General features: G+C 73.3%; 24 protein-coding genes, 2 tRNA genes and 1 pseudogene. 11 read left to right on the forward strand and 16 right to left on the reverse strand.

The annotated features are described in order from the left end of the window. Positions 1-9 precede the first annotated feature (9 nt). Complete coding sequence (locus AC4H2H_RS03815) at positions 10-501, reverse strand: peroxiredoxin (protein ID WP_494369491.1); 492 nt, start codon at positions 499-501, stop codon at positions 10-12. Continuing rightward, positions 491-877 (reverse strand): DUF3052 domain-containing protein, encoded by a 387-nt coding sequence (locus tag AC4H2H_RS03820; RefSeq protein WP_494369492.1) that lies wholly within the window; start codon positions 875-877, stop codon positions 491-493. The genes AC4H2H_RS03815 and AC4H2H_RS03820 overlap by 11 nt, the downstream gene beginning before the upstream one ends. A gap of 440 nt (positions 878-1,317) precedes the next feature. Here AC4H2H_RS03820 and aceE point away from each other — a divergent pair, with 440 nt between their 5' ends. After that, a complete protein-coding gene (gene aceE, locus AC4H2H_RS03825) occupies positions 1,318-4,065 on the forward strand; it encodes a pyruvate dehydrogenase (acetyl-transferring), homodimeric type (protein WP_494369493.1) in 2,748 nt (915 codons plus the stop codon). 81 nt (positions 4,066-4,146) lie between these two features. Here the strand turns inward: aceE and AC4H2H_RS03830 are convergent, their stop codons facing one another. Next, complete coding sequence (locus AC4H2H_RS03830; RefSeq protein ID WP_494369494.1) at positions 4,147-4,833, reverse strand: hypothetical protein; 687 nt, start codon at positions 4,831-4,833, stop codon at positions 4,147-4,149. A 201-nt stretch (positions 4,834-5,034) separates the two neighbouring features. Here AC4H2H_RS03830 and AC4H2H_RS03835 point away from each other — a divergent pair, with 201 nt between their 5' ends. The 5 genes from AC4H2H_RS03835 (at position 5,035) to AC4H2H_RS03855 (ending at position 10,028) form a co-directional block, all read left to right on the forward strand. Further along, on the forward strand, positions 5,035-6,156 hold the full coding sequence (locus AC4H2H_RS03835; protein WP_494369562.1) for a PucR family transcriptional regulator: 1,122 nt from the start codon (positions 5,035-5,037) through the stop codon (positions 6,154-6,156). A gap of 107 nt (positions 6,157-6,263) precedes the next feature. Continuing rightward, positions 6,264-7,271, forward strand: coding sequence for an ACP S-malonyltransferase (locus AC4H2H_RS03840; RefSeq protein ID WP_494369495.1), 1,008 nt, complete (start codon positions 6,264-6,266; stop codon positions 7,269-7,271). Beyond that, on the forward strand, positions 7,268-8,272 hold the full coding sequence (locus AC4H2H_RS03845; RefSeq protein WP_494369496.1) for a beta-ketoacyl-ACP synthase III: 1,005 nt from the start codon (positions 7,268-7,270) through the stop codon (positions 8,270-8,272). Before AC4H2H_RS03840 ends, AC4H2H_RS03845 begins: the two co-directional genes overlap by 4 nt. A 168-nt stretch (positions 8,273-8,440) precedes the next feature. Then, positions 8,441-8,689, forward strand: coding sequence for an acyl carrier protein (locus tag AC4H2H_RS03850; protein WP_415296325.1), 249 nt, complete (start codon positions 8,441-8,443; stop codon positions 8,687-8,689). Between the two features lie 94 nt (positions 8,690-8,783). After that, positions 8,784-10,028: a beta-ketoacyl-[acyl-carrier-protein] synthase family protein gene (locus tag AC4H2H_RS03855; RefSeq protein ID WP_494369497.1), complete on the forward strand. Its 1,245-nt coding sequence runs from the start codon at positions 8,784-8,786 to the stop codon at positions 10,026-10,028. Positions 10,029-10,120: 92 nt separating this feature from the next. Here the strand turns inward: AC4H2H_RS03855 and AC4H2H_RS03860 are convergent, their stop codons facing one another. From AC4H2H_RS03860 to AC4H2H_RS03880, 5 genes are all read right to left on the reverse strand, one after another. Further along, positions 10,121-10,621, reverse strand: coding sequence for a DUF3145 domain-containing protein (locus tag AC4H2H_RS03860; RefSeq protein ID WP_494369498.1), 501 nt, complete (start codon positions 10,619-10,621; stop codon positions 10,121-10,123). A 183-nt stretch (positions 10,622-10,804) separates the two neighbouring features. Then, positions 10,805-11,290 carry a peptide deformylase gene (gene def, locus AC4H2H_RS03865; protein WP_494369499.1) on the reverse strand — a complete coding sequence of 162 codons (486 nt, stop codon included), beginning with the start codon at positions 11,288-11,290 and terminating at the stop codon, positions 10,805-10,807. 83 nt (positions 11,291-11,373) lie between these two features. Further along, a complete protein-coding gene (locus AC4H2H_RS03870; RefSeq protein WP_494369500.1) occupies positions 11,374-12,180 on the reverse strand; it encodes a DUF1206 domain-containing protein in 807 nt (268 codons plus the stop codon). Between the two features lie 159 nt (positions 12,181-12,339). Then, positions 12,340-12,633, reverse strand: a complete 294-nt coding sequence (locus tag AC4H2H_RS03875; protein ID WP_494369501.1) for a cupin domain-containing protein — start codon at positions 12,631-12,633, stop codon at positions 12,340-12,342. Positions 12,634-12,638: 5 nt separating this feature from the next. Continuing rightward, a complete protein-coding gene (locus tag AC4H2H_RS03880; RefSeq protein WP_494369502.1) occupies positions 12,639-13,661 on the reverse strand; it encodes a zinc-dependent alcohol dehydrogenase family protein in 1,023 nt (340 codons plus the stop codon). A 137-nt stretch (positions 13,662-13,798) separates the two neighbouring features. On the opposite strand from AC4H2H_RS03880, the pseudogene AC4H2H_RS03885 reads away from it, so the two are divergent. Further along, positions 13,799-14,188: pseudogene (locus AC4H2H_RS03885) on the forward strand (helix-turn-helix domain-containing protein); the annotation flags it as partial. Positions 14,189-14,644: 456 nt separating this feature from the next. Here AC4H2H_RS03885 and AC4H2H_RS03890 read toward each other — a convergent pair. Further along, positions 14,645-14,721 (reverse strand) — tRNA-Ile (locus AC4H2H_RS03890). 69 nt (positions 14,722-14,790) lie between these two features. Between AC4H2H_RS03890 and AC4H2H_RS03895 the strand changes: the two genes are divergently transcribed. Next, a complete protein-coding gene (locus AC4H2H_RS03895; RefSeq protein WP_494369503.1) occupies positions 14,791-15,306 on the forward strand; it encodes a hypothetical protein in 516 nt (171 codons plus the stop codon). 54 nt (positions 15,307-15,360) lie between these two features. Next, positions 15,361-15,433, forward strand: a tRNA-Asn gene (locus tag AC4H2H_RS03900). A 109-nt stretch (positions 15,434-15,542) separates the two neighbouring features. Here AC4H2H_RS03900 and AC4H2H_RS03905 read toward each other — a convergent pair. The 3 genes from AC4H2H_RS03905 to AC4H2H_RS03915 form a co-directional block, all read right to left on the reverse strand. Further along, the gene (locus tag AC4H2H_RS03905; protein WP_494369504.1) at positions 15,543-16,514 is read right to left on the reverse strand and encodes a ScyD/ScyE family protein; all 972 of its coding nucleotides are present in this window, start codon (positions 16,512-16,514) and stop codon (positions 15,543-15,545) included. A gap of 220 nt (positions 16,515-16,734) precedes the next feature. Further along, positions 16,735-18,693 carry a DNA primase gene (gene dnaG, locus AC4H2H_RS03910; RefSeq protein ID WP_494369505.1) on the reverse strand — a complete coding sequence of 653 codons (1,959 nt, stop codon included), beginning with the start codon at positions 18,691-18,693 and terminating at the stop codon, positions 16,735-16,737. Between the two features lie 63 nt (positions 18,694-18,756). Then, complete coding sequence (locus AC4H2H_RS03915) at positions 18,757-19,677, reverse strand: AraC family transcriptional regulator (protein WP_494369506.1); 921 nt, start codon at positions 19,675-19,677, stop codon at positions 18,757-18,759. 90 nt (positions 19,678-19,767) lie between these two features. Between AC4H2H_RS03915 and AC4H2H_RS03920 the strand changes: the two genes are divergently transcribed. Further along, positions 19,768-20,226 (forward strand): VOC family protein, encoded by a 459-nt coding sequence (locus AC4H2H_RS03920; RefSeq protein WP_494369507.1) that lies wholly within the window; start codon positions 19,768-19,770, stop codon positions 20,224-20,226. 28 nt (positions 20,227-20,254) lie between these two features. Here the strand turns inward: AC4H2H_RS03920 and AC4H2H_RS03925 are convergent, their stop codons facing one another. Next, positions 20,255-21,547 (reverse strand): deoxyguanosinetriphosphate triphosphohydrolase, encoded by a 1,293-nt coding sequence (locus AC4H2H_RS03925; protein WP_494369563.1) that lies wholly within the window; start codon positions 21,545-21,547, stop codon positions 20,255-20,257. A 63-nt stretch (positions 21,548-21,610) separates the two neighbouring features. Beyond that, complete coding sequence (locus AC4H2H_RS03930; RefSeq protein ID WP_494369508.1) at positions 21,611-22,240, reverse strand: RBBP9/YdeN family alpha/beta hydrolase; 630 nt, start codon at positions 22,238-22,240, stop codon at positions 21,611-21,613. Between the two features lie 61 nt (positions 22,241-22,301). On the opposite strand from AC4H2H_RS03930, the gene AC4H2H_RS03935 reads away from it, so the two are divergent. Then, on the forward strand, positions 22,302-22,646 hold the full coding sequence (locus AC4H2H_RS03935) for a MerR family transcriptional regulator (protein ID WP_494369509.1): 345 nt from the start codon (positions 22,302-22,304) through the stop codon (positions 22,644-22,646). 12 nt (positions 22,647-22,658) lie between these two features. Here AC4H2H_RS03935 and AC4H2H_RS03940 read toward each other — a convergent pair whose 3' ends face one another. Then, the gene (locus AC4H2H_RS03940) at positions 22,659-23,408 is read right to left on the reverse strand and encodes a metallophosphoesterase family protein (protein WP_494369510.1); all 750 of its coding nucleotides are present in this window, start codon (positions 23,406-23,408) and stop codon (positions 22,659-22,661) included. Positions 23,409-23,511: 103 nt separating this feature from the next. After that, positions 23,512-25,356, reverse strand: a complete 1,845-nt coding sequence (locus AC4H2H_RS03945) for a glycoside hydrolase family 13 protein (protein ID WP_494369511.1) — start codon at positions 25,354-25,356, stop codon at positions 23,512-23,514. Between the last annotated feature and the right edge of the window lie 2 nt (positions 25,357-25,358).

Raw genomic sequence — 25,358 nt, forward strand, 5'->3', positions numbered from 1 at the left:
CCTACCGGCTCAGAGCTGCTCCAGAGCGCGCCGGTAGCCGTCGAGGTCGCGGCGCTGGCCCCGGGGGTTGACCACCGACCAGCGCACGATCCCGTCGCCGTCGAGGAGGAACGATCCCCGCAGCGCGAGCCCGTTCTCCTCGTCGAGCACGCCGTAGGCCCGGGCGACGTCGCCGTGGGGCCAGAAGTCGGAGAGGAGGTCGAACTCGAAGCCCTCCTGCGCGGCCCAGGCCTTCTGCGCGAAGACCGAGTCGCACGAGATCCCGAGGATGGTGACACCGGCGGCCTCGAAGTCCTCGACGTTGTCGCGCAGCTCGCAGAGCTCGCCCGTGCAGATCCCGGAGAACGCGAACGGGTAGAACACGAGCAGGACCGGCCCGCCGCGCAGGTCGGCGAGGTGGACCGGGGTGCCGTGCGTGTCCGGCAGCGTGAAGTCGGGGGCCGGGTCCCCCGGGCGAGGCGTGAGCGGAGCGGACGACGCGGGTGCGTCGTCAGCGACCACGACCGCGCGTCCCGAGCTTGGTGGCAGACCAGTCGGGGGCGATCGAGAGCGTGCTCGTCGCGTGCAGCCCTGCCGTCGTCGCCGCCTCCTGGATGTCGTTGTGCCCCACGTGGCCCGGGCGTCCGGGCTTGGGCGTGAGCACCCAGATGAGCCCGCCGTCGTCGAGCGCCGTCTGGACGTCCACGAGGAGGTCCGTGAGGTCACCGTCCTCCTCACGGAACCAGACGAGCACGCCGTCGGTGACGTCGTCGTAGTCCTCGTCGACCAGCTCGCCGCCGACGTGCTCCTCGAGCTCGGCGCGCAGGTCGTCGTCGACGTCCTGCGCCCACCCGAACTCCTGCACCACGTTGCCGGGTGCGAACCCCAGGCGATCCACCCCGCGGGGTCCTGCGGTGTCCGTCACTGTCGTGCCGTTCCTTTCCCTCGTCCGTCAGCCCAGCAGCTTGTCCGGCCGGACGATCGTCGTCCGTGCCCGCCACCTGCGTGTCTGGCAAAGGTAGCCCACCGGACCCTGCGGTGCTTGGCAAGGCGGCCACCATGGACGCCCACGGCGTCGCGCGGCCGCGCGACGCCTCGCAGAGACTCTCACGGCCGGGCCCCGACGTACTCGTGTCGCCGAAATCACGCCCTCTTGACCACCCGATGGTGTGACTTCCCGGCGTGATGTGAACACAATGGGTAGACCACCCTGGTCTCGTGAAGAGGCGCGGTCGCCACCAGCGGCCGCGGCCGCACGCCCGGAGTGGCTCCGAGACGGGCGTCTGCCGTGTACCGCGCGGCACGGCGTCCGGCATCCGACGAGATATGAGGTTGCTGGTGGCTTCGTACGACGAGACCGGACCGCTGATCAACGGTCTGCTCAGCCAGGTACCGGACATCGACCCCGCCGAGACCGGCGAGTGGGTCGAGGCCCTCGACGGCCTGATCGACGACCGCGGGGGCCCCCGTGCCCGCTACGTCCTGCTGAACCTGCTCAAGAGGGCCCGGGAGCGCAGCGTCGCCGTCCCGAGCTCGCTGACGACTCCCTACGTGAACACGATCGGTGTCCACGAGGAGCCCTACTTCCCCGGGGACGAGGCGCTCGAGCGCCGCTACCGCTCCTGGATCCGCTGGAACGCCGCCGTCATGGTGACGCGCGCCCAGCGCCCCGGCATCGGCGTCGGCGGACACATCTCCTCCTACGCGTCGGTGGCGACGCTGTACGAGGTGGGGCTCAATCACTTCTTCCGCGGCAAGGACCACCCCGGCGGCGGCGACCAGGTCTACTTCCAGGGCCACGCGTCCCCCGGCGTGTACGCGCGCGCCTTCCTCGAGGGCCGGCTGTCGGCGGACCAGCTCGACGGGTTCCGCCAGGAGAAGTCGCACGCGGGCGGCGGACTGCCGTCGTACCCGCACCCGCGCCTCATGCCCGACTTCTGGGAGTACCCGACCGTCTCCATGGGCCTCGGCCCGGCGAGCGCCATCTACCAGGCGTGGACGGACCGGTACCTGCACAACCGCGGGATCAAGGACACGAGCCAGCAGGACGTCTGGGCGTTCCTCGGCGACGGCGAGATGGACGAGCCCGAGAGCCGCGGCATGCTCCAGCTCGCGGCGCAGCAACAGCTCGACAACCTGACGTTCGTCGTGAACTGCAACCTGCAGCGCCTCGACGGCCCGGTGCGCGGCAACGGCAAGATCATCCAGGAGCTCGAGGCGCAGTTCCGCGGCGCGGGCTGGAACGTCATCAAGGTCGTCTGGGGCCGCGAGTGGGACGTGCTGCTCAACGCCGACAAGGACCGGGCGCTCGTCAACCTCATGAACGTCACGCCCGACGGCGACTACCAGACCTACCGCGCGGAGTCCGGCGCGTTCATCCGTGAGCACTTCTTCGGCCGCGACCCGCGGACGAAGCAGCTCGTCGAGAACATGACGGACGACGACATCTGGAACCTCAAGCGCGGCGGGCACGACTACCGCAAGCTCTACGCGGCGTACTCCGCCGCGCGCGCGCACACGGGCCAGCCGACGGTCATCCTCGCGCACACGGTCAAGGGCTACGGGCTCGGCTCGACCTTCGCGGGCCGCAACTCGACCCACCAGATGAAGAAGGTCGGCCTGGCCGACCTCAAGACGCTGCGCGACTCGCTGCGCATCCCCATCACGGACGCCGAGCTCGAGGCGAGCCCCTACGAGCCGCCGTACTACCACCCCGGGGCGGACGCGCCGGAGATCCAGTACCTCCTGGACCGTCGGAACCGACTCGGCGGGTTCGTGCCGGAGCGACGCTCGAAGCCCGCGCCGGTCACGCTCCCGGGCGAGAAGGCGTACGAGATCCTCAAGAAGGGCTCGGGCCAGCAGGAGATCGCCTCCACGATGGCCTTCGTCCGGCTCCTCAAGGACCTCATCAAGGACAAGGAGTTCGGCAAGCGCATCGTGCCGATCATCCCCGACGAGGCACGCACGTTCGGCCTGGACTCGATCTTCCCGTCCGCGAAGATCTTCAACACCCAGGGCCAGCACTACCTCGCCGTGGACCGCGAGCTCATGCTGAGCTACAAGGAGTCCGAGGCCGGGCAGATCATGCACACCGGCATCAACGAGGCCGGTTCCGCGGCCGCGTTCCAGTCGGTCGGCACGTCCTACGCCACGCAGGGCGAGGTCATGGTGCCGTTCTACATCTTCTACTCGATGTTCGGCTTCCAGCGCACGGGCGACCAGTTCTGGGCGGCGGGCGACCAGCTCACGCGCGGGTTCATCGTCGGCGCGACCGCGGGCCGCACGACGCTCACGGGCGAAGGGCTGCAGCACGCCGACGGCCACTCGCCGCTCCTCGCCGGCACGAACTCCGCGGTCGTCCAGTACGACCCCGTGTACGGCTACGAGATCCGTCATATCGTGCGCGACGGCATCGAGCGCATGTACGGCGACGGATCGGACGGCCGCGACCAGGACGTCATGTACTACCTCACGGTGTACAACGAGCCGATGGTCCACCCGGCCGAGCCGGAGGACGTCGACGTCGAGGGCATCCTGCGCGGCATCCACCGCGTCTCGGTCTCCGACGCCGAGGGTCCCAAGGCCCAGCTCCTCGCCTCCGGCGTGGGCGTGCCGTGGGCGCTCGAGGCGCAGCAGCTCCTCAAGGAGGACTGGGGCGTGGCGGCCGACGTGTGGAGCGTGACGAGCTGGAACGAGCTGCGCCGCGACGGCCTCGCCGCCGAGCAGGAGGCGTTCCTCAACCCCGACCAGGAGGCACGCGTCCCGTACGTCACCGCGAAGCTCCAGGCCGCCGAGGGGCCGTTCGTCGCGACGAGCGACTACGACCACCTCGTGCCCGACCAGATCCGCCAGTGGGTCCCGGGCGACTACGCGGTGCTCGGGGCCGACGGGTTCGGGTTCTCCGACACGCGCGCCGCCGCGCGCCGGCACTTCAAGATCGACGGCCCGTCCGTCGTCGTGCGGACGCTGCAGGCCCTCGCCAAGCAGGGCAAGGTCCCCGCCGACGCATCGGCCAAGGCGATCGAGAAGTACCGCCTCATGGACGTCACCGCCGGCACGTCCGGCAACGCGGGCGGCGATTCCTGACCCTCGCCCACCCGGTACGACGACGGCCGGTCACCTCCACGCGGAGGTGACCGGCCGTCGTCGTACCGGCGTGAGCGGGCGTCAGGTCCCCGCGCGGTGCTGGTCCGCCTGCGCGACGGCGCGCTCGAGGTCCGCGCGCAGCGGTGCGAACGCCTCCGGGTCCGCGTAGGTTACCAGCGCCTCGAGGTGCTGGCGTGCCTCCAGCGGGCGGTCGGCCTCGATCGCCGCGAGCACGAGCTGCCGGCCGACCTCGGGCTCGTGGTCGCGTGCCCGCCAGTGCCCGACCCCGAGCCCGAGCGCCTCGGCCGGCAGCCCTGCCGCGCGCAGCACCTCCATGGACTGGGCGAGCGCCCGCCCTGAGGGGTCACGCTCCGCGGCCGTCGCGAAGCGGCGCAGTGCGGACTCCGGGTCGTCGTCGAGCGACAGGCGGCCCAGCTCGACGAGCGCGTACCAGCCCCTGGGGTGCCCCGCGAGCTCCTCGGCGAGCGCCCAGACCGCGAGGTCGGCGGCCCGCTGCTTCTCGCCCTCGTCCACCGGGGCGGCGAGGGGGTCGTCGTTCGTGGGACCCTCGGCGGCCCGCCGGCGCACCAGCTCGGCGAGCGCCCGGAAGGCGCGCTCGTCGTTCGGGTCGTCGACCAGCATCGCGCGCAGCGCGTCCTCGTGGACCGTGTCGCCGCGCTTCTCCCCCGACCTCGGGCGACGCGTGCCCACGGTCGACGCGGACGTCGGCCGGCGCATGAGCTGTCGCAGTCGGGGCATGAGGGCCATGTCTCGACCCTAGCGGGTCGTCCGGACGCTCACCCGAGCCCGGTCCCCACCGGGCCGGCACGAGGCCGGGGAGGAGCCGGCGATTTGTGGACTGTCCACAACCACGACCCGTATGCTCGGCGCGTGACGGCGACCCCCACGACCCCGGCGAGCGCGTCCGCCCCGCACGGGGGGACGGGCAACGCGGACAACCTCCAGCGCCTGCGCGACGGCAGCGGGCTGCTGATGTCCGCAGCCCTGCGCCGCCTGGACGAGGAGCTCCCGTGGTACCGCGAGCTCCCCGCGGACGACCGCTCGTACGTGGGGCTCGTCGCCCAGTCCGGCATCACGGCGTTCGTCACGTGGTACGCCGACCCGTTCGCGCCGCCGCACGGCGTGAGCGACATCTTCGCCGCCGCGCCGCCCGAGCTGACGCGCTCGATCTCCCTGCAGAACACGCTCCAGCTCGTCCGCATCGTCGTCGAGGTCGTCGAGACGCACTCGGCCCAGCTCGCCGCCCCGGGCGGCGAGCGCGACCTGCGCGAGGCGGTCCTGCGCTACTCGCGCGAGGTCGCGTTCTCGGCGGCCGAGGTCTACGCGCGCGCGGCCGAGGTGCGCGGGGCGTGGGACGCGCGGCTCGAGGCCCTCGTCGTGGACGCGCTCGTCCGTGGCGACGGCGACGACTCGCTGCGCTCACGGGTCTCTGCGCTCGGCTGGGGCGGGCGCGGGTCGACGCTCGTCGTGGCCGGGACCATCGCCGCGAGCCTGGACGAGGTGCGCACGGCCGAGCTGCGGCGCGCGACGCGTCGCTCCGCGGGCGACGCCCTCGTCGGCATCCACGGCGACCGGCTCGTGCTCGTGCTCGGCGGCGAGGGCGACCTCCAGGCCGCCGCCGCGTCGCTCCTGCCCCGGTTCGGCCCCGGCCCGGTCGTCATCGGGCCCACGGTGCCCGGCCTGGAGGAGGCGGCGCGCTCCGCGCAGGCCGCCCTCGCCGGGCTGCGCGCCGCGCCCGCGTGGCCGCAGGCACCGCGTCCCGTCCTCGCCGACGACCTCCTCCCGGAGCGCGTGCTGACCGGTGACACGACGGCGCGCCGCACGCTCGTCGCCCAGGCGTACCGACCGCTCGCGGAGGCGACCGGCTCGGTGCTCGAGACGCTCTCCGCCTACCTCGGCACCGGGCGCTCGCTCGAGGCCGCGGCGCGCTCCCTGTACGTGCACCCCAACACGGTGCGGTACCGCCTGCGCAAGGTCTCCGAGATCACCGGGTGGGACCCGCTCGACGCGCGCGAGTCGTTCGTCCTGCAGGTCGCGCTCGCGCTCGGCCAGCTCTCCACCGCGCGCTGAGGCGCGCTCACGGCAGGGGCGGCTTGTAGGTTCGGCACAAAGCCCCTCGACAAGGTTGGTGCGCGTCGTGACGTGGCGCACGGCCGCACGGTTGGCACAGTTGACGGGTGCTCGCCGTCTTGTGCCCTGGACAGGGCTCCCAGTCCCCCGGAATGCTCGCCCCCTGGCTCGAGCTGCCCGGCGTCGCCTACCAGGTCGCCGCGTTCGGCGAGGCCGCCGGCCTCGACCTGCGCGCTCACGGCACCGCGTCGGACGCCGACACGATCCGCGACACCGCGGTCGCGCAGCCGCTCATCGTCGCCTCGTCGCTCGTCGCGCTGCGGGTGATCCTCGACGGCCGCGACGCGACCGAGGTCGTGGACGTCACGGCGGGCCACTCTGTCGGCGAGCTCGCCGCGGCCGCTGTCGCGGGCGCGCTCACCGACACGGGCGCCGTCGGGCTCGTGGCCCACCGGGCGCGGGCGATGGCCGAGGCAGCCGCAGCGACGCCGACCGGGATGAACGCCGTCGTCGGCGGCGACCCCGAGGAGGTGCTCGCCGCGATCGAGGCCGCCCGCCTGTGGCCCGCGAACGTCAACGGCGGCGGGCAGGTCGTCGCGGCCGGTGCGCTCGAGCATCTCGCCGCGCTCGCCGAGAACCCGCCCGCGAAGGCGCGGGTCATCCCGCTCCAGGTCGCCGGCGCGTTCCACACGCCGTTCATGCAGCCCGCGCTCGAGCAGTTCGAGCCGGTCGCGGCGTCCTGGGACGTCTCCGACCCCCGGCTGCCGTTCCTGTCGAACGCCGACGGCGAGGCGTACGGCACGATCGACATCGAGGGCAGCACGTACGGCAAGGCGCGCGACGTCGTCCGGCGCCTCACCGCGCAGATCGCGGCGCCCGTGCGCTGGGACCTGTGCCAGGAGACCCTCGCGGAGCTCGGGGTTACCGCGATCCTCGAGCTCGCCCCGGGCGGCGTGCTCACCGGCCTCGCGCGGCGCTCGCTCAAGGGGGTGGAGTCCGTCGCCGTGAAGTCGCCCGACGACGTCGCAGCAGCCCGTGATCTCGTCACGCGGCACTCGGTCGTCGGCGGCGCCGTCGTCGTCTCCGAGGAGACCACCGGGGCGGTCGACGCGTGAGCGCGACGCTGCGCCAGGCCACGGGCCCGGCGCACTCGCGCATCCTCGCGATCGGCGGGGTCCGCGGCGAGAACGTGGTCACGAACGACGACATCGCCGGGCCGATCGACTCCTCCGACGAGTGGATCCGCCAGCGCACGGGCATCGTCACGCGCCGTCGCGCGGGTGCCGACGTCGACGTGCTCGACCTCTCGGAGGCGGCGGCGCGGGACGCCCTCGCGCGAGCCGGGCTCCAGGGTGGCGACATCGACGCCGTCATCGTGTCCACCGTGACCTACTTCCACCAGACGCCGGCGGCCGCCGCGGTCCTCGCGGAACGGCTCGGCGCGACGCCGGCCGCGGCGTTCGACGTGTCGGCCGCATGCGCGGGGTACGCCTACGCGATCGCCCAGGCCGACGCGCTGGTGCGGGCGGGGGCGGCGACGCACGTCCTCGTCGTGGGCGCCGAGAAGATGAGCGACTTCATCGACCCGACCGACCGGTCCATCTCGTTCCTCCTCGGCGACGGCGCCGGCGCCGCGATCGTCGGGCCGTCCGACACCCCGGGGATCGGCCCGACGGTCTGGGGCTCCGACGGTGGCAAGGCGCAGGCGATCCGCCAGACGCACGCGTGGTCCGACCTGCGCGCCGACCCCTCCCTCGGCTGGCCCACGCTGCGCCAGGACGGGCAGAGCGTGTTCAAGTGGGCGGCGTTCCAGATGGCCCCCGTCGCGGCCAAGGCCATGGCCGAGGCCGGGGTCGGCCCGGGCGACATCGGCGCGTTCGTGCCGCACCAGGCGAACATGCGCATCATCGACCAGCTGGTCAAGCAGCTCCAGCTCCCCGAGACCGTCGCGATCGCCCGCGACATCGCCGAGACCGGCAACACCTCGGCGGCCTCCATCCCGCTCGCGACCCGACGCCTGCTCGACGAGGGACAGGCCCGCTCGGGCGACCTCTCCCTCCAGATCGGCTTCGGCGCGGGCCTCGTCTACGCCGCGCAGGTGGTCGTCCTGCCGTAGGGGAGAATCACCCCTGGACGGACGGCCGTACCGCCTCACGGACGGGACGACCGACGCCGTCGGCGGACCTGTCCGTCGCACGCACCACGTACCGCACCACCCCGGGACGCAAGTCCCGGGAACCGCCACCGGGACCGGTCGCCGCCGGCCCCACGACAAGGAGAAACCATGGCCTACACGGAGCAGGAAGTCCTCGCCGGCCTCGCCGAGATCGTCGCCGAGGAGACGGGTCTGCCCACCGACGCCGTCGCGCTCGAGAAGTCCTTCACCGACGACCTCGACATCGACTCGCTGTCGATGATGACGATCGTCACGCACGCCGAGGACAAGTTCGGGGTCCGCATCCCCGACGACGAGGTCAAGAACCTCACGACGGTCGGCGACGCCGTGTCCTACATCACGGGCGCCCAGGCCTGAGCAGGTCCGGCCTGCCCCGCAGGCCCTCGGGCGGGCCGGCTCACCCGCCGGCCCGCCCGTCCTCCGCCCCGCCGCAACCCACCGAGGAGCACCCATGCCCGCCGTCACTGAAGTCGTCGTCACCGGTCTCGGGGCCACCACGCCGCTGGGCGGGGACGTGCCCACGACCTGGGCCGCCGCCCTCGCCGGCGAGTCCGGGGCGCGCACCCTCGAGAACGACTGGGCCGAGCGCTACGAGATCCCGGTGACGTTCGCCGCGACCATCAAGGTCGACCCCGCCGAGGTGCTCGCCCGGCCCGAGATCAAGCGCATGGACCCCTCCACGCAGTACGCGATCATCGCGGCGCGCGAGGCCTGGGCCGACGCGGGCAGCCCCGAGGTCGACGGCGACCGGCTCGGCACCGTCGTGTCCTCCGGCATCGGCGGCATCTGGACCACGCTCGACGGCTGGGACACGCTGCGCGAGCGCGGCGCCCGGCGCATGCTGCCCATGACCGTCCCCATGCTCATGCCCAACTCCCCCACCGCGTACGTCTCGCTCGAGCTCGGTGCGCGCGCGGGGGCCCACGCGCTCGTCTCCGCCTGCGCGTCGGGCGCCGAGGCGATCGGCTACGGCGTCGACATGATCCGCGCGGGCCGCGCGGACGTCGTCGTCGCGGGCGGCACCGAGGCGACGATCCACCCCATGCCCATCGCCGCCTTCGCGGCCTCGCGCACGCTCTCGCTGCGCAACGACGACCCGCAGGGCGCGTCGCGCCCGTACGACGTCGACCGCGACGGCTTCGTCATCGGCGAGGGCTCGGGCGTCGTCGTGCTGGAGAGCGCCGAGCACGCCGCCGCCCGCGGGGCGCGCGTGTACGCACGGCTCGCAGGCGTCGGGCTCTCGTCCGACGCGTACCACATCACCTCCCCGGACCCCGACGGCCGCGGCCAGGTCGCCGCGATGCGCCGGGCGCTCGAGGAGGCCGGCGTGACGGGCCGCGACGTCGTCCACGTCAATGCCCACGCCACCTCGACGAAGGTCGGCGACCTCACCGAGACGCGCTCGATCCGCACGCTCCTGGGCGACGACGCCGACCACGTCCTGCTCTCGGCGACCAAGTCGATGACCGGCCACCTCCTCGGCGGCGCCGGTGCGCTCGAGTCGATCTTCACCATCAAGGCCGTCTCCGAGCGCCTCGCTCCCCCGACGATCAACGTCGCGAACCCCGACCCCGAGCTCCAGGTGCCGCTCGTGCGCGACACCCCGGCGGAGCTCCCGCAGGGCGACGTCGTCGCCATCAACAACTCGTTCGGCTTCGGTGGGCACAACGTCGCCCTCGCGGTGACGAGCGTCTGACCGGACCCCGGGCACACGCGAGAGGCCGCCTCCCCCTGCGGGGAGGCGGCCTCTCGCGTTCGTCGGGCCGTCGTCAGACGCCGGCCGTCGCGTCAGCCGACGCGGTGCAGCCAGCGCACGGGCGCTCCGGCGCCGGCGTAGCGGAACGGCTCGAGCTCGTCGTCCCACGCCTTGCCGAGCGCGAGGTGCAGCGCCTCGCGCATCGCCCGGGGCTCGCTCACCTGGTCGAGCGCGGCGCGGATGCGGTCCTCGGGCACGACGATGTTCCCGTGCACGTCCGTCACGGCGTAGAAGATGCCGAGGTCGGGCGTGTGGGACCAGCGACCGCCGTCGACGCCGTGGCTGGGCTCCTCGGTCACCTCGTACCGCAGGTGGGACCAGCCGCGCAGCGCGGACGCGAGCTTCGCTCCCGTCCCCTGCGGACCCTGCCACGAGTACTCGGCGCGGTAGAGGCCCCGCGCGGCGGGCTGCTCGGTCCAGTCGAGGGACACGCGCACGCCGAGGACGTTGCCCGCGGCCCACTCCATGTGTGGGCACAGAGCACGGGGTGCTGAGTGCACGTAAAGAACACCGCGGGTGATGGCACCGGCCATGTCTGCCTCCCTAGGTCGAGGTTGCGTCTTCCCCAACGTCCTCACCCAGGGTGGTTCCACAGCACGTCACAGGTCCGTCGCGGCGTGTCTCGTGCCCATCTTGCACGATACGGCGCGTTCGCGCGAGAGATTCGCCGGGCGAGCCCGATCGAGGTCCGGTGCCCGTCAGGTCGCCCCGCGGCGTCAGAGCTGGGCGCGCAGCTCCCGCATCGCCTTCTTGCGCACCGAACGGTCGAGCCGGTCGAGGTACAGCATCCCGTCGAGGTGGTCGCACTCGTGCTGCAGGCAGCGCGCCATGAGCTCGGTGCCCTCGACGACGACCTCGTTTCCGTCGAGATCCGTCCCCACGACGCGCGCGTACCAGGCGCGCCGCGTCGGGTACCAGAGGTCCGGGACGGAGAGGCAGCCCTCGTCGCCGTCCTGGTAGTCCTCGGACAGCTCGACGATGCGGGGGTTGAGGACGTAGCCGACCTCGTCGTCGATGTTCCAGGAGAACGCCCGGAGGTTGACGCCGATCTGGTTGGCGGCAAGGCCCGCGCGGCCCTCGTGGTCGACGGTCTCGACCAGGTCGGCGACGAGCGAGCGCACGCGGTCGTCGATGGTGGTGATCTCGTCGCAGGGGGTGCGGAGCACGGGGTCCGGGATGGTCCGGATCTCTCTCATCGCCATGCGCGCCATTCTTCCATGCGGACGAGCCGCAGCCGCCCCGGCGGTGTCGCGCGGGGCGGCGTCCAGCGCACGTCACGTGCACCTCACATGCGCGCGTACCGCGCCCGCGCGAACGAGTACAGTCCGTAGGCGGCGAACCCGAGCCCGACCGCCACGAGGAGCACCACCCCGAACGGCTGCGCGGCGACCGTGGCGAACGCCGCATCGAGCCCGCCCGCCTGCTGCGGGTCGTGCTGCACGGACGCCGCGACGAAGAGCCCGCCGAGCACGCCCAGCGCCACGCCCTTCGCGACGTACCCCACCCGGCCGAGGTGGACGACGGCGCGCCCGACATGGCCCCCGGTCCCCCCGCGCAGGTCCTCGAGGAACTTCTTCCGCCACCCCTTCACGACGTGGTAGACGCCCGCGACCACGATCCCGAGGCCGACCGCCCCGACGAGCAGCGTCCCGCCGGGCTTTTGCATGATCGAGGCGGTGAGGCTCTCCTCCTGCCCGGAGCCGCCCGAGCCTCCGGACACGACCTGGACCGCGAGCACACCGAGCGCGACGTAGACGATCGCCTTGCCCGCGGCCTTGAGCCGGTCCGAGGTCTCCAGACCGCCGGTCACGGCGACGGTGACCTGCCAGAGGCCCAGCGCGGCGAACGCGACCACGGCGAACCACAGGAGCACCGTCCCGCCGGGGGTCTGCGCGATCGCCGTCAGGGCGCCCGTCTGGTCGGCGTCCTGGCTGGACGCCGCACCGAGCGCCACCTGCACGGCCAGCACCCCCACGACGAGGTGCAGCAGGCCGCTCACCACGTAGCCACCTCGCGCGAGCAGCTCCAGCGTCTTGCTCTGCCGCACGCCTCGGGCCGCTGCCTTGCCCGCCGAGCTCACGTTCGATGTCACGTGTCCTCCTTGTGATCAGGACGCCGCCCCTCGCGCCGCCGGGTTCTCCGGCTCGCACACCATGCCAGACGGCAGCGGGCCACGCGCGCAGAAGCGGCGCGGGGGGATCGGTCGGTCGACGACGCCCTGGCCCCGACTCGGCGACGACAGGTCGTCCCGTCAGCGGCGGCCGTACTCCTCGTCGCTGACGTGGTCCAGCCACGTCACCACCTGGCCCGCGCCGTCCGCCTCCTGGATCGCGACGTGCGCCATGAACCGGTGCGGGGTGGCACCGTGCCAGTGCTCCTCCCCGGGCTCGACGTAGACGACGTCACCGGGTCGGATCTCCTGCACCTCGCCGGCGCGTCGGGCGACGTAGCCGACGCCGTCGGTCACGTAGAGGGTCTGTCCGTGGGGGTGGCTGTGCCAGGCGGTCCGGGCGCCGGGCACGTCGCCGTGCGGGCGGTACCTCACCTCGGTCAGACGGTAAGAAGCACCTTGGTGGCGCGGCGCTCGTCCATCGCACGGTAGCCCTCGGCGGCCTGCTCGAGAGGCAGGGTGAGGTCGAAGACCCTGCCCGGGTCGATCTTGCGGTCCCAGATGAGCTGGATCAGCTCGGGCAGGAAGCGACGGACCGGGGCCGGGCCACCGAGGATCTGCACCTGGGAGAAGAAGAGCAGCTCCCCGGGCAGCTCGACGTCGTGGGTGACGCCGACGAAGCCGACGTTCCCGCCGGGCCGCGTCGCGCCGATCGCCTGGACCATCGACTCCTGCGTGCCGACGGCCTCGATCACCGAGTGGGCTCCGAGCCCACCGGTGAGCTCCTTGATCCGGGCGACGCCCGCGTCGCCGCGCTCGGTGACGACGTCGGTCGCGCCGAAGTGCCGGGCGAGGTTCTGCCGGTCCTCGTGGCGGGACATCGCGATGATGCGCTCCGCGCCGAGCTGCTTGGCGGCGAGGACTCCCATGAGCCCGACGGCGCCGTCACCGACGACCGCGACCGTCCTCCCCGGGCCGGCCTGCGCGGCGACGGCCGCGAACCAGCCGGTGCCGAGGACGTCCGACGCGGCGAGCAGGTGCGGGACCAGGTCCGCGTCGGGCTGCCCGGGGGTGGCGACGAGGGTGCCGTCTGCGAAGGGGATGCGAGCCTTCTCGGCCTGGGTACCGATGGCGCCGTCGACGAAGATGCGGTGCACGCAGCTGGACGGGAAGCCGGCGCGGCAGATCTCGCACGTGCCGTCCGAGATGACGAACGAACCGACGACGAAGTCGCCGGGCTTGACGGTGGTGACCTCGGCGCCGACCTCCTCGACCACGCCGACGTACTCGTGGCCCATCGTCGCGTGGTCCACCTGGTCCGCGCCGCGGTACGGCCACAGGTCCGACCCGCATATGCAGGTCGCGGCCAGCCGGATGACGGCGTCGGTCGGGTCGACGATCGTCGGGTCCTCGCGCTCCTCGACGCGGACGTCGCCGGGGCCGTGCATGATCACTCCACGCATGAGTTCTCCTTCTCGGGTCGGTGGTCCCATCCTGCGCGAGATCTCGCCCGGCGGGGAGTGCCTGGTGAGGGGTGTACCGGCAGTGCACCTCTCGGCACGGACTCCCACGCCGTCACCGCCTGGCCTACCGTCGTGACATGGACAACCGAGCGGACGTGCGCGAGTTCCTCATGTCACGGCGCGCGAAGGTGACCCCCGAGGCGGCCGGCGTCGTCGGCGGGGCCAACCGGCGCGTCCCTGGCCTGCGGCGCAGCGAGGTCGCGATGCTCGCCGGCGTGAGCGTGGAGTACTACGCCAAGCTCGAGCGCGGCGCGATCGCCGGTGCGTCCGCGTCCGTCCTGGACGCCGTCGCGCGGGCGCTGCAGCTGGACGACACCGAGCACGCGCACCTGCTCGACCTGGCACGGGCCGCGGACGGCATCCCGTCGTCGGGCCGGCCGCGGCGTCGGGCGACCCGCTCCCCGTCCCCGCGCCCGAGCCTGCAGTGGGCGCTGTCCGCGATCACCGACGGTCGCGCAACAGCACGGTGGCGTGCGTGTGCCGCATCTCGTGGAACGTCAGGCGTGGCCGTTCGAGGTCGGCCTGCGCCTTCGTGAACGCTTTCGACGCGTAGCTGGGTCGAGCGGGCGCCCGTCCTCCCATGTGAACACGAGTCCTTCCGCGTCCTGCCACGCAGCACCGAACGAGAGGCGCGCGCCGACCTGCTCGCGACGCAGGGCACGTAGGCGGGCGACGGTCTCGCCGTCGAGCTTCACGGTGCGGCGCTCGTGGTTCTTCGGGTTGTCGTACGTGCGTGCCCCGTTTTTGCCGGCCTCGCCGAGTGCGCGCCGGTCGCCCGCGACGGAAGCGGGACCCACCCACAGCGCCGTTCCGAACGCCCGTTCGAGGCGCCTGTTAGCCGTTCGTTCGCACGACGCCCCGCCGACGCGGTGACGACGGCAGGGCGAGAGGCGCGCGCGGGGCGGAACGGCAACGATCTAGCGTGGTGCCCCGTCCGGGACTTGAACCCGGGGCCGAGAGATTATGAGTCTCCTGCTCTGACCAGCTGAGCTAACGGGGCGCGCGGTGAGCATATCGCCACCGCGCCCCGACGCCCGGCGTGCGCACGCGGAGCGGCTACCGTGGGGTCGTGCCCTGGTTCCGCCGCCCCGCCCTGCCCGACGCGGTCCGTCGTGCGCTCGACGTACCGGCCGCCGACCGCATCCTCGCCTCGGCCGAGCTCGTCGACGGCTCGTGGGCGGTCGCCACGCGCGCGGCGCTCGTGACGAGCGACGCCTCAGGCGGCACGGTCGCTCGCCGCCCGTGGTCCGACGTCGACCGCGCGTCGTACGCGCCCGACGCGGCCACGATCACGGTCTGGTGGGTCGACGGCTCCCCGGCGCTGGACCTGCCCCTCGCCGACGCCCGACGGACGTCGCTCGCACAGACCCTGCGCGAGCGGGTGCAGTCGTCGGTGGTCCTGGCGGAGACCGTGGCGTTCACCGCAGGGCGCACGGCACGGGTCGCGGTCCGTCGTGACGCCTCGGGTGGCCTCTTCTCGCAGGTCGTCGCAGACCCCGGCGTGGACCTGACGGATCCCGAGGTGACGGTTCGGGTCGACGCCGCCGAGGAGCGGGTGCGATCGGCGTCCGGACTACCCCTCTAGGCCTGCTAGAGTTTTTCCCGGCCGACACGGTGACACCGTGACCGCCATGATCGATCCCGCGTAGCTCAGCTGGCAGAGCATCCGACTGTTAATCGGACGGTCGTAGGTTCAAGTCCTACCGCGGGAGCCGCAGGCGAATTGCCCCTTACCAGGCACAAGACCGGTAAGGGGTTTCGTCGTCTCATCGCAGGCGCATCCCTCGAGCCCGCCGCTCGAACTGCTGGACGGGTACGTGCTCAGCGGGAACGCGAGTTGCCGCTGCCGAGCCGCACGCTCCAGACCTCGCCCTCGATCGTGACGACGTAGGCGGTCCCACGGACGATCTCGACCGACGTCGGACGGTCGAGCCCGTCGACGACGGGGTGCAGCGTGCCGTTCCGTCCGACCTTCATGAGCTGACCTGTGTCTGGGTCGGCCGGCGATCCCTCGGGATTCCCCGGCGTGAAGAATCCTTGCGCCAGCGCGTACAGCTCATGGCCATCGCTCTCGACGTCGACGAGCAGTCGGCCGCCGGACGCGATCTCCGTCCCGGACGACCGCCACGGTCGGAACGCTACGAGCCGCCCCTCCTCAGGCAGGTGCGGTACAGGGCCGGCCTGGGCGACGACGACGGTCCGGCCGATGGTCTCGAGGCCGGTGGGGACGACGTTGTCGAGGGCTACGAACTCCGTGATCGCGCCGCGCGGCGTCACGTGCAGCACTCGGTTGTGGTGACCGTCGGTGACGAGGAATCCGCCGCGGAACGGCTCCAGGGCGTACTGCAGGCCAGACGGCACGAAGAAGTCCGTCTCGGGCGGGTTCGCGACGGACCAGGCGCCGATGTCGGCGACGGGCGTAACGGCCCCGGAACGATCGATCCGGTACAAGCCGACGACGTCTGGTTCCACGAGAGTCACGAGGACGTACGCGGTGCGGCCGAGGAACGCGACGTCGACCGCCCCGCCCGGCGTCCCGGGCGGCTGGACCGGCAGGCCGGACGCGACGACCGACACAGCACCGGTTCGGCGGTCGACCCGGGAGACCTCCCCCGACGACGGTTCGGTCACGTAGAGCGCGCCATCCGGACCGATGGTGCTGCCGGCGCCACCCGACAGTCCGGAGGCCAGGAGCGACGGTTCGGCGGGTGCTGGCTCGGGTCGCGGTGGCGTCGCGACGGCGGCTGTCGCCGCGGTCGCGGCGAGGAGCGTAGACAGGACGATGGCGGTCACGCGGTGTGGGGTGCGCACAGGTACCCCTCCCTTGGGTGCGTCAGTGCACGGGTGGTGCGGGTCGGGCTCGGCGCACACAGGAGCATGTTTCGCGATGCCGGGTCGGGAAGCGTAGCGATGCCCCCTCGCGCTCGACACTACTCCTCGGGGCAGCTTCTGGTCCGGCTCCGGGCGCGAGTTCGGACGATCACCCCGCGCACAACGGCCAGGGGTCGGGATGTCAGGCGATCTCGCCCTCGCGCAGGGTGCGGCGCTCGGCCTCGAGGGTGAGCAGCGCGGCGAACGCCGCCTGGTAGGCGGGCGGGTCCGCCGCGGGGTCGAGGCGCTGCAGCCGGCTCTTCGCGTCGGCGATGCGCCGGGTGAGCCCCAGGTCGACGAGACCCCGCACGACACCCGCGACGTACCCGGCGACGACGTTCTCCCGGTCCTCCGGCAGCGGCGCGACGGCGAGCTCGGTCACCAACCCGCGTACGGGCTCGGCCGCCTGCTCGACGACCGCCTCGACCCAGTGCCCGTCGCCGAGGACCTTGCCCTCGCGCACGCCCCCGGCAGCCCGGACCGCGGCGTGGACGGCTCGCCACGCGGGGACGACGAACGCGTCCTCGCCGAGATCGTCGAACACCGCGGGGACGAACCGCGGGTACTGGAGCACCGCGACGAGCGCGAGGCGCTCGCGGCGCGCGACGGGGTCGCGCGGGTCGGGCGCAGGAAGCGCGGGCTCGGTGGGGTCCGACCCTGGCGACGCGTCCACACTCCCCTGGCGGGCGTCGCCGGGGCGGGACGTGCGCACAGGACCGGGGGCGCCCCGCTTCGCCGCGGCGGCGACCTCGCGCCGCACGCGCTCGGCGTCCATGCCGATCCACCCGGCGAGCATCCGGGCGTACTCGGGACGCAGCGCGGCGTCGCGGATGCCCGCGACCACCGGCGCTGCGGCGCGTAGCGCCCCGACACGGCCTTCCGCGGTGTCGAGGTCGAACGTCGCGAGCGTCGTGCGGATGACGAACTCGAACAACGGCTGGCGCCCGTCGACCAGGGCGCGGACGCCCTCCGGCCCGCGTGCCATGCGCAGCTCGCACGGGTCCATGCCGCTCGGCTCGACCGCGACGAACGTCTGCGCGTAGAAGCGCTGGTCCTCGCCGAACGCCCGCACGGCGGCCTTCTGTCCCGCCGCGTCGCCGTCGAAAGTGAACACGACCTCACCGCCGACCGACGCGCCCGAGGCGAGCTGCATGCCGCCGCCCGCCGTCGTGTCGCCGAGGAGCCTGCGCACGATGCGCGCGTGATCCGAGCCGAACGCCGTGCCGCACGTCGCGACGGCGGTCGTCACCCCCGACAGGTGGGCCGCCATGACGTCCGTATACCCCTCGACGACGACGACGCGCTTCTGCTTCGCGATCTCGCGCTTGGCGAGGTCGATGCCGTAGAGCACGTGCGACTTCTTGTAGAGCGTCGTCTCCGGGGTGTTGAGGTACTTGGGGCCCTGGTCCTCGTCGTAGAGGCGGCGCGCACCGAACCCGACGATCTCGCCGGTCACGTCGCGGATGGGCCACACGAGGCGTCCGCGGAACCGGTCGTAGATGCCGCGCTGGCCCTGGCTCATGAGCCCCGAGGCGATCAGCTCGGCCTGCGTGAAGCCGCGCCCCTGGAGGTGCCGCTGGAGGTTGTCCCAGCCGGTGGGCGCGTAGCCGACGCCGAAGTGCTCCGCGTCGGCGCGCTCGAAGCTGCGCTCGGCAAGGAACGTCCGCGCGGCGGCGGCGCCAGGACCGACGAGCTGCTCGGAGAAGTACTGCGCCGCGACGCGGTGCGCCTCGAGCAGCCGCTGGCGCTTCCCGGGCTCCTCGCGCTGCCGCGGCCCTCCCCCACCCGTGCCCGACTCCTCGTAGCGGAGCTGGATGCCGACGCGGTCGGCGAGGTACTCGACGGCCTCGGTGAACGTGAGGCCGTCGATCTTCTGCACGAACGAGATGACGTCGCCGCCCTCGCCGCACCCGAAGCAGTGCCAGCGCCCGACGCCCGGCCGCACGTGGAACGACGGCGAGCGCTCGTCGTGGAAAGGGCACAGGCCCTTGAGCGAGCCGACGCCCGCGGACTTGAGCGTGACGTGGGCCGAGACGATCTCGTCGATCCGCGCGCGGTCGCGGACGGCGTCCACGTCCTCGCGTCGGATCAGGCCTGCCACGACAGCGAGTCTATGCGTCCCGGAGGGTCCGGCGGGCGCCCGGTGGACGACGCCGGACCCGGCTCACGACACCGTGCCCGACCCCGCCCCGAGCTCTACCGCGAGCGCCGACCGGGATGCCGCGCACCGGCGTGCGTAGGCGGCCGGCGTCGTCCCGGTGGCGCGCGCGAAGTCGGTGCCGAGGTGCGCCTGGTCGTAGTACCCGACGCCGGTCGCGAGGGCCGCGAGGTCCTGTGCCGGGTCGGCCGCGATCAGGTCGGCGGCGAGGTGCACCCGGTGACGCTGCAGCACCCACTTGGGGCTCACGCCGACGTACGTCGCGAAGAGCCGCTGGAGCGAGCGCGTCGACGTGCCCGCCGCGTCGGCGAGCACGCTCACGCCCGCACCGGGCCCGACGTCGCTGCTCACCAGGGTGGCGAAGACCGTCGCGATCCGGTCGAGGTCGCGTGCCGTGCGCTCCGTGCGAGTCTGCGCCGCCCGGGCGCGCAGCAGCGGCTCGACGAGCGCTGCGGCCGCCTCGTCGTCGCCCTGTTCCGCACGGGCGACGGCGGCGGCGCCGATGCGTTCCGCCGTCGGGCCGAGGAAGGCCGACGCGGGGACCTGCACACCGGGGCGCACGGCGTCGGGGTGCCCGAGCAGCAGGCGGAACGCCCCCGGGCGCAGCTTGGTCCCGAGCACGGCGCCCGAGCCGGTCAGCGTGCGCTCGAACAACCCGGGCGGGACGCCGTGCGCGGCGTACCCGGACTCCTCGGCCACGACGTTCGCCACGGGGTGCGGCACGAGCACCTGCGTGAACGCCTCCCCCGGCGCCAGGTCCCAGCGCACGACCCAGTGCCGCTCGACGAGGTCCGCGAGGTCGGGCGCGGGCTCGATCCGGACGAGCTCGAAGCCTCCCCGCGCGGCGGCCGGGTCGACGAGGCCGCGCACGGACGTCGTGGGGCGTCGTCGCACGACGTCGTCCGGGGAGCGGTATGGATCGAACACCTGTCGCATTCCTCCAAGACTTGCACGGGCGACCGACACGAGCATGGTGTCGCGGGCACCGGCCCGCCACACCTGAACGAGGAGGACACCATGGAGATGTCGGCTCTGCACCCCAACGTCACGGTGAGCGGCGCGCGCGAGGCGATCGCGTTCTACGAGGCGGCGCTCGGCGCGGAGGTCGTCGACACCGTCACGGCAGGAGACGTCGTGATCCACTCGGACCTGCGGCTCACCTCGCCCACGGGGGTCTCGACGTTCACGGTCGCCGAGGCGTTCCCGCCGGACTCCGTCGCCCCCGAGCCGGGAGCGCCGACGCACGCGTCGTTCACCGTCCCGGTCGAGGACACGGACGCGGCGTACGCCCGTGCGGTCGCCGCCGGCGCGTCGAGCATCGCCGAGCCGTCCGACTGGTTCGAGGGCTTCCGCCAGGCCGCGGTGCGCGACCCGTTCGGGCACCGCTGGTTCTTCACGACGGTCGCAGACTCCGTGACGGCCGAGGACGTCCAGCGCGCGAGCGACGCGTGGATGAGCGAGCGTACGGACGCCTGAGGGCCCGGCCGCGCGGCGCCCGGCGAGGTCAGCCGGGCGGGCGCACGAGGCGCGCGTGGAACTGCATCGCGGAGACGTCCGTGAGCGAGGCGACCTGGTCGACGACGACGCGCAGCCGCGCGGCGTCGTCGGCCGCGTCCACCCAGTCGGCGGCGAACGACGGCTCGAGCGCGATGGGCGCCCGCTCTGACAAGACGTGCACGAGGTCGGCGATCACCTCGCGCTGGCGCTGGTAGAGCGGCTCCTGCTCGCGCGGAGCCATGACGTACGCGACGGCGACGCCCTTGAGCACGAGGATCTCGGCGACCGTCTCGTCCGGCACGACGAGACGCGCGGCGTAGCGCGTGAGGGGGCCGTCGCCGTAGAGCTCCCGCGTCGCGGCCTGCGCCGCGCCCGTGAACCGGCCGATGAGCTGGCTCGTCGCGTCCTTGAGCGCCGCCAGTGCGCGGCGCGACCCGTCGAACCCGGTGACGAGGTGGCCGGTCGACTGCAGCCGGCTGATCGCCGCGTCGAGCTCGGCCTCGTCGTAGGCGGTGCCGTACCAGGACCGTACGGCGCGCACGACGCGGGCGCGCTCGTCGGCGTCGTCGAGGACGGCGAGCTCGATGCGGCCGCCGACGATCGCGTCCTCGACGTCGTGCACGGAGTAGGAGACGTCGTCGGCGAGGTCCATGACCTGCGCCTCCAGGCACTTGACCTGGGACGGCGCGCCCGCACGGAGCCAGTCGAACACCGGGCGGTCGTCCTCGTAGACGCCGAACTTGTGCGTCGGTCGCCCGTCGGCGCGCAGCGGCGCCTCTCCCGCGCCCCACGGGTACTTGACGCTCGCGTCGAGGCTCGCGCGCGTGAGGTTGAGCCCGTACGAGCGCCCCTCGGAGTCGACCACCTTCGGGTCGAGGCGCGTGAGCAGGCGCAGGGTCTGGGCGTTGCCCTCGAACCCGCCGATGTCCACCGCGAGGTCCGCGAGCGCCCGTTCGCCGTTGTGGCCGAACGGGGGGTGGCCGAGGTCGTGCGCGAGGCACGCGGTGTCGACGATGTCGGGGTCGCACCCGAGCGCCTTGCCGATCTCGCGGCCCACCTGGGCCACCTCGAGCGTGTGCGTCAGGCGCGTGCGCACGAAGTCGTCGCTGCCCGGGCCGAGCACCTGCGTCTTGGCGCCGAGGCGTCGCAGCGCGGACGAGTGCACGATGCGCGCGCGGTCGCGCTCGAACGGCGTGCGCGCCCGCGACTTGGGGGGCTCGACGAACCACCGCTCGGTGTCGGAGTCCGTGTACGACGCCGTGCCCTCCTCCCCGCGTGCCGGGCGCGGCCTGGTCCCCACGACCGCGGGGTCGAACGCCTCCTGCTCGAACGTCTGCACCCGGTCAGCGTAGCGACCGCCGCCTCACGCGACGGGACGCGCGCTCGTCGCGCGGCGCACGCCACCCAGCACCAGGTCGCGGACCACCGGCAGGCTCGTCACGCCGTCGGACGCGATGAAGTGCCCCGCGCCCGGAACGGCGACCACGTCGGCCCCGAGTCGCCGCGCGAGGTCGTCCGACGCCGCGGGCGCGACGATCCGGTCGTCGTCGGACCGCACGACGACCCGAGCCGCGATCCGCGGGGCGACCCGTTCGACGTCCACGTCGGCGGCGAGGTAGCCGGCGAGCGACGGCAGCGACGGGAGCGGACCGGCGAAGCCCGAGACGAGGACGAGACCGCCGAGGGACCACGGTCGTGCGAGCCCCGCAAGGACGCGCAACGTCGTGACGCTCCCCAGGGAGTGGGCCACGACCCAGGTCCGCTCGTCGGGAGCTCCGAGCGCTTCTGCCACCGTCGACTCCCATGCCGCGGCGACGGGTGCGTCCGGACCCGGCAGGCGCACCACCTCGGTCGCGACGCCCTCGGCCCCGAGCTCGTCGGCGAGCCAGCGGAACCAGTGGTCCTCCGGCGTGGCACCGAAGCCGGGCACGACGACGACGCGCTCGGGATCGGAGTGGGAATGGACCGGCCCGGCCGGCGTTGTCCGTGTCATGCCGTGACGGTAGAGGGTCACGCAGGCGTGAGGGTCAAGACGAGGCGACACGAGGAGTGACGTGCTGATCGGGGAGCTGTCGCAGCGCACGGGGATCAGCCGTCGCGCGCTGCGCTACTACGAGGAGGAGGGACTTCTCGTCCCGAAGCGGACCGCGAACGGCTACCGGCACTACCACGCGGACGCTCCCGTCGTCGTCGCGCAGATCCAGGGGCTGTTCGCCGCCGGGCTCGACTCGGCGGACGCCCGCAGGTACCTGCCCTGTGCGCGAGGCACGGCGCCACGGCTCGAGCTGTGTCCCGCGCTGCGGTCCCGTCTCCTCGAGCGCGCCGCCGAGCTCGAAACGCGGGAGGCAGCCCTCGCGAGGCAGCGCGCGACGCTCACCGCCCACCTCGCCGGCGGATGACCATCAGCCGGGTCAGGCGCGGTCGGCCAGGCCGCGGTAGACGCCGGTGCGCAGCTCGCCCGCCCACTCGTCGGCCAGCGGCATGCTGAGGTCGTACGCGACGGCGATCTCCACCTCGACGTCGTACGGGACGCGCACGTGCTGGATCGCGAACGGCGCCGGGTCCGGCGAGCCGGGCACGCCCTCGAGGATCGCGTAGACCGGGGTCGGCTCGTCCAGCGGGTTGCCGACGCTCCCCACGTTGAACAGCGTGCGTCCGCGGTACGTCTCGATGTACGCGTCGTGGACGTCGCCGTACCCGACGACCGTCGGCTCGGGGCCGGGGCCGGTGAGGTCCGTCGTCGCGAACATGCCCGCGAACTCCTCCGGCGTGTGGTGGAAGTGCACCTTGGCGTGCACGGACGCCGCCGAGGCGTGGAAGAGGCGCACCCGTCGGCCGCTGAGCAGCAGGTCGTGGCTCAGCGGGAGGGTCGCGAACCACACGCGCTGGTCCTCGCGCAGCTCACCACTCCACCACACGTGCTCGGGCGGCCCGTCGTCGGGCGTGCCGGGCAGGAAGTCCTCCCAGTTGCCCCGGACGTTCACGGCGCAGACCTCGCGGCACCGGTCGACGACCGCCTGCCCGCGCGGGCCCTTGCCGACCATGTCGCCGAGGTTGAGGACCTGGCTCACCCCGCGTGCGGCAGTGTCGGCGAGCACCGCCTCGAGAGCGGACAGGTTGCCGTGGACGTCCGAGAGGATCGCGATGCGCTCGACGTTCACGGCGCGATCCTGCCACGCGGCTCCCGTGCCGAGAAGTGCGGATCCGCCCCCGATCCGGGCAGTTCGGGGGCGGAAGCTCACTTCTCGGCAGGTCGCGAGGCGCTCAGGCCAGTCGCCACACCCCGACGGCCGGGCCGTCTCCCGCGAGCCGACGGGCGCCGTCGTGCACGGACAGCTCGAGCGTGCCGTGGAGGCGCTCCGCCTCCGGACCCACGAGCGCAGGGTGCAGCGCGACACCGTCCCACGGGGCGCGCGCGAGCGCGACGAGCACGCGCTCGTCCGGGGTCTCGCGCAGGTAGACGAGCGCATCGTCGTCGACGTGCACCCAGCGCAGGCCGCCGCGGCGCAGGGCCTCCGAGCCACGCCGGACGGCGATGAGCGCGCGGTACAGGTCGAAGGTCGCCGCGTCCCAGCGGTCGAGGCGGCCCGGACCGTCCCACGGCATCGTCGCGCGGCCGTGCTCGCCGTTGAGGCCCGTGAGCCCCACCTCGTCCCCCGCGAACACCACCGGGGTGCCGGGGTAGGTGAGCAGGAGCGTCGCCGCGACCTCGACCATCTCGCGCGAGCCGACGATCGAGCGCAGGCGCGGGGTGTCGTGCGAGCCGAGCATGTTCCACTGCGACGCCGTGACGCGCCACGGCAGCACGGCGTCGAACTCGCGCATCGTCGCGACGACGTCGCGGCCGCCGCGACGGGGCGTGCGCACCGGGAGGCCGAGGTAGGGGACCTGCGAGTCCTGCGGCGACAGCCACGTCCAGGCCGGGCGCGTGAAGGCCGAGTAGTTCATGTTCGCGTGCCAGCCGTCGCCCGCGAGGTCGCCCGAGGCGTCGTGGAAGTGCTCCGCGACGAGCGCCGCCTCCGGGTTGATGCCCTGCATCGTGGCGCGCAGGCGGCGTGCGACCTCGAGCGTGCGGTCCTCGGCGCCGTAGCGCCCGGTCATGTTCGCGACGTCGATGCGCCAGCCGTCCAGCCCGAACGGCTCGCCCAGATAGCGCCCGACGACGGATCCCGGGCCGTCGATCATGCGCGCCCCGAGCTCGGCCGAGCCGTAGGAGAGCTTGGGCAGGGACGCGACCTCGAGCCACCCGACGTACCCGGGCTCGCCCTCGGTCCAGTAGTAGAAGTCGCGCTCGGGTGCCGCGAGGTCCGCCCGCGCCCGCGCGAACCACTCGTGGCCGTCGCCCGTGTGGTTCGTCGTGAGATCGCCCATGACGCGCAGGCCGCGAGCGCGCGCGGCGCGGATGAGCGACGCGTACGCGTCGTCGCCGCCGAGCAGCGGGTCGACGTGGTCGAACGTGCTCGCGTCGTAGCGGTGGTTGGACCGGCCGGGGAACACCGGCGTCGTGTAGAGCGTCGTGACGCCGAGCGCGAGGAGGTGGTCGAGCCGCTCCTCGATCCCGGCGAGGTCGCCGCCGTAGAACTGCGTGCCGACGTCGGGCCCCGCGCCGTGCGGCTCGTCGTCCCAGGCCGCCGGGACGGCCCAGTCCGGCAGCGGTCGCGCGTCGGCGGCCGCGGACCGCGCGAACCGGTCCGGGAAGACCTGGTACACGACGCCGTCGCGCATCCACGCGGGCGCGCCGTCGTGGACGGTGACGCGGAAGTCCGCGGCGTCCGGCACGTCGCGGTCCCACGTGCCGCGCCCGTTGAGCCAGCGGTAGCCGCGCGGCCCCTCGTCGAGGAAGAACCGGTAGCTCGTCACGGGGTTGTGCACGAGGACGTCGGCGACGTACCAGTCCTCGTGCTCGTCCGAGCGGTCGAGCCGCGCGGGCGACAGGCGGGGCTCGCCGTCGCGCACGGTGCGGAGCCAGACGTCGCGCACCCCCGTGGCTCCGCCGGTTCGAGGGACCCGCACGCGGACCGGGACCGTGTCCCCGAGGGAGGGCACTCCCTCGGAGACGTACAGCGCCGAGCCGTCGTGGTGGGCGCCGGGCGTGACGAGGTCGCGCACAG

It is taken from the genome of Cellulosimicrobium sp. BMG9.22 (assembly GCF_059159975.1).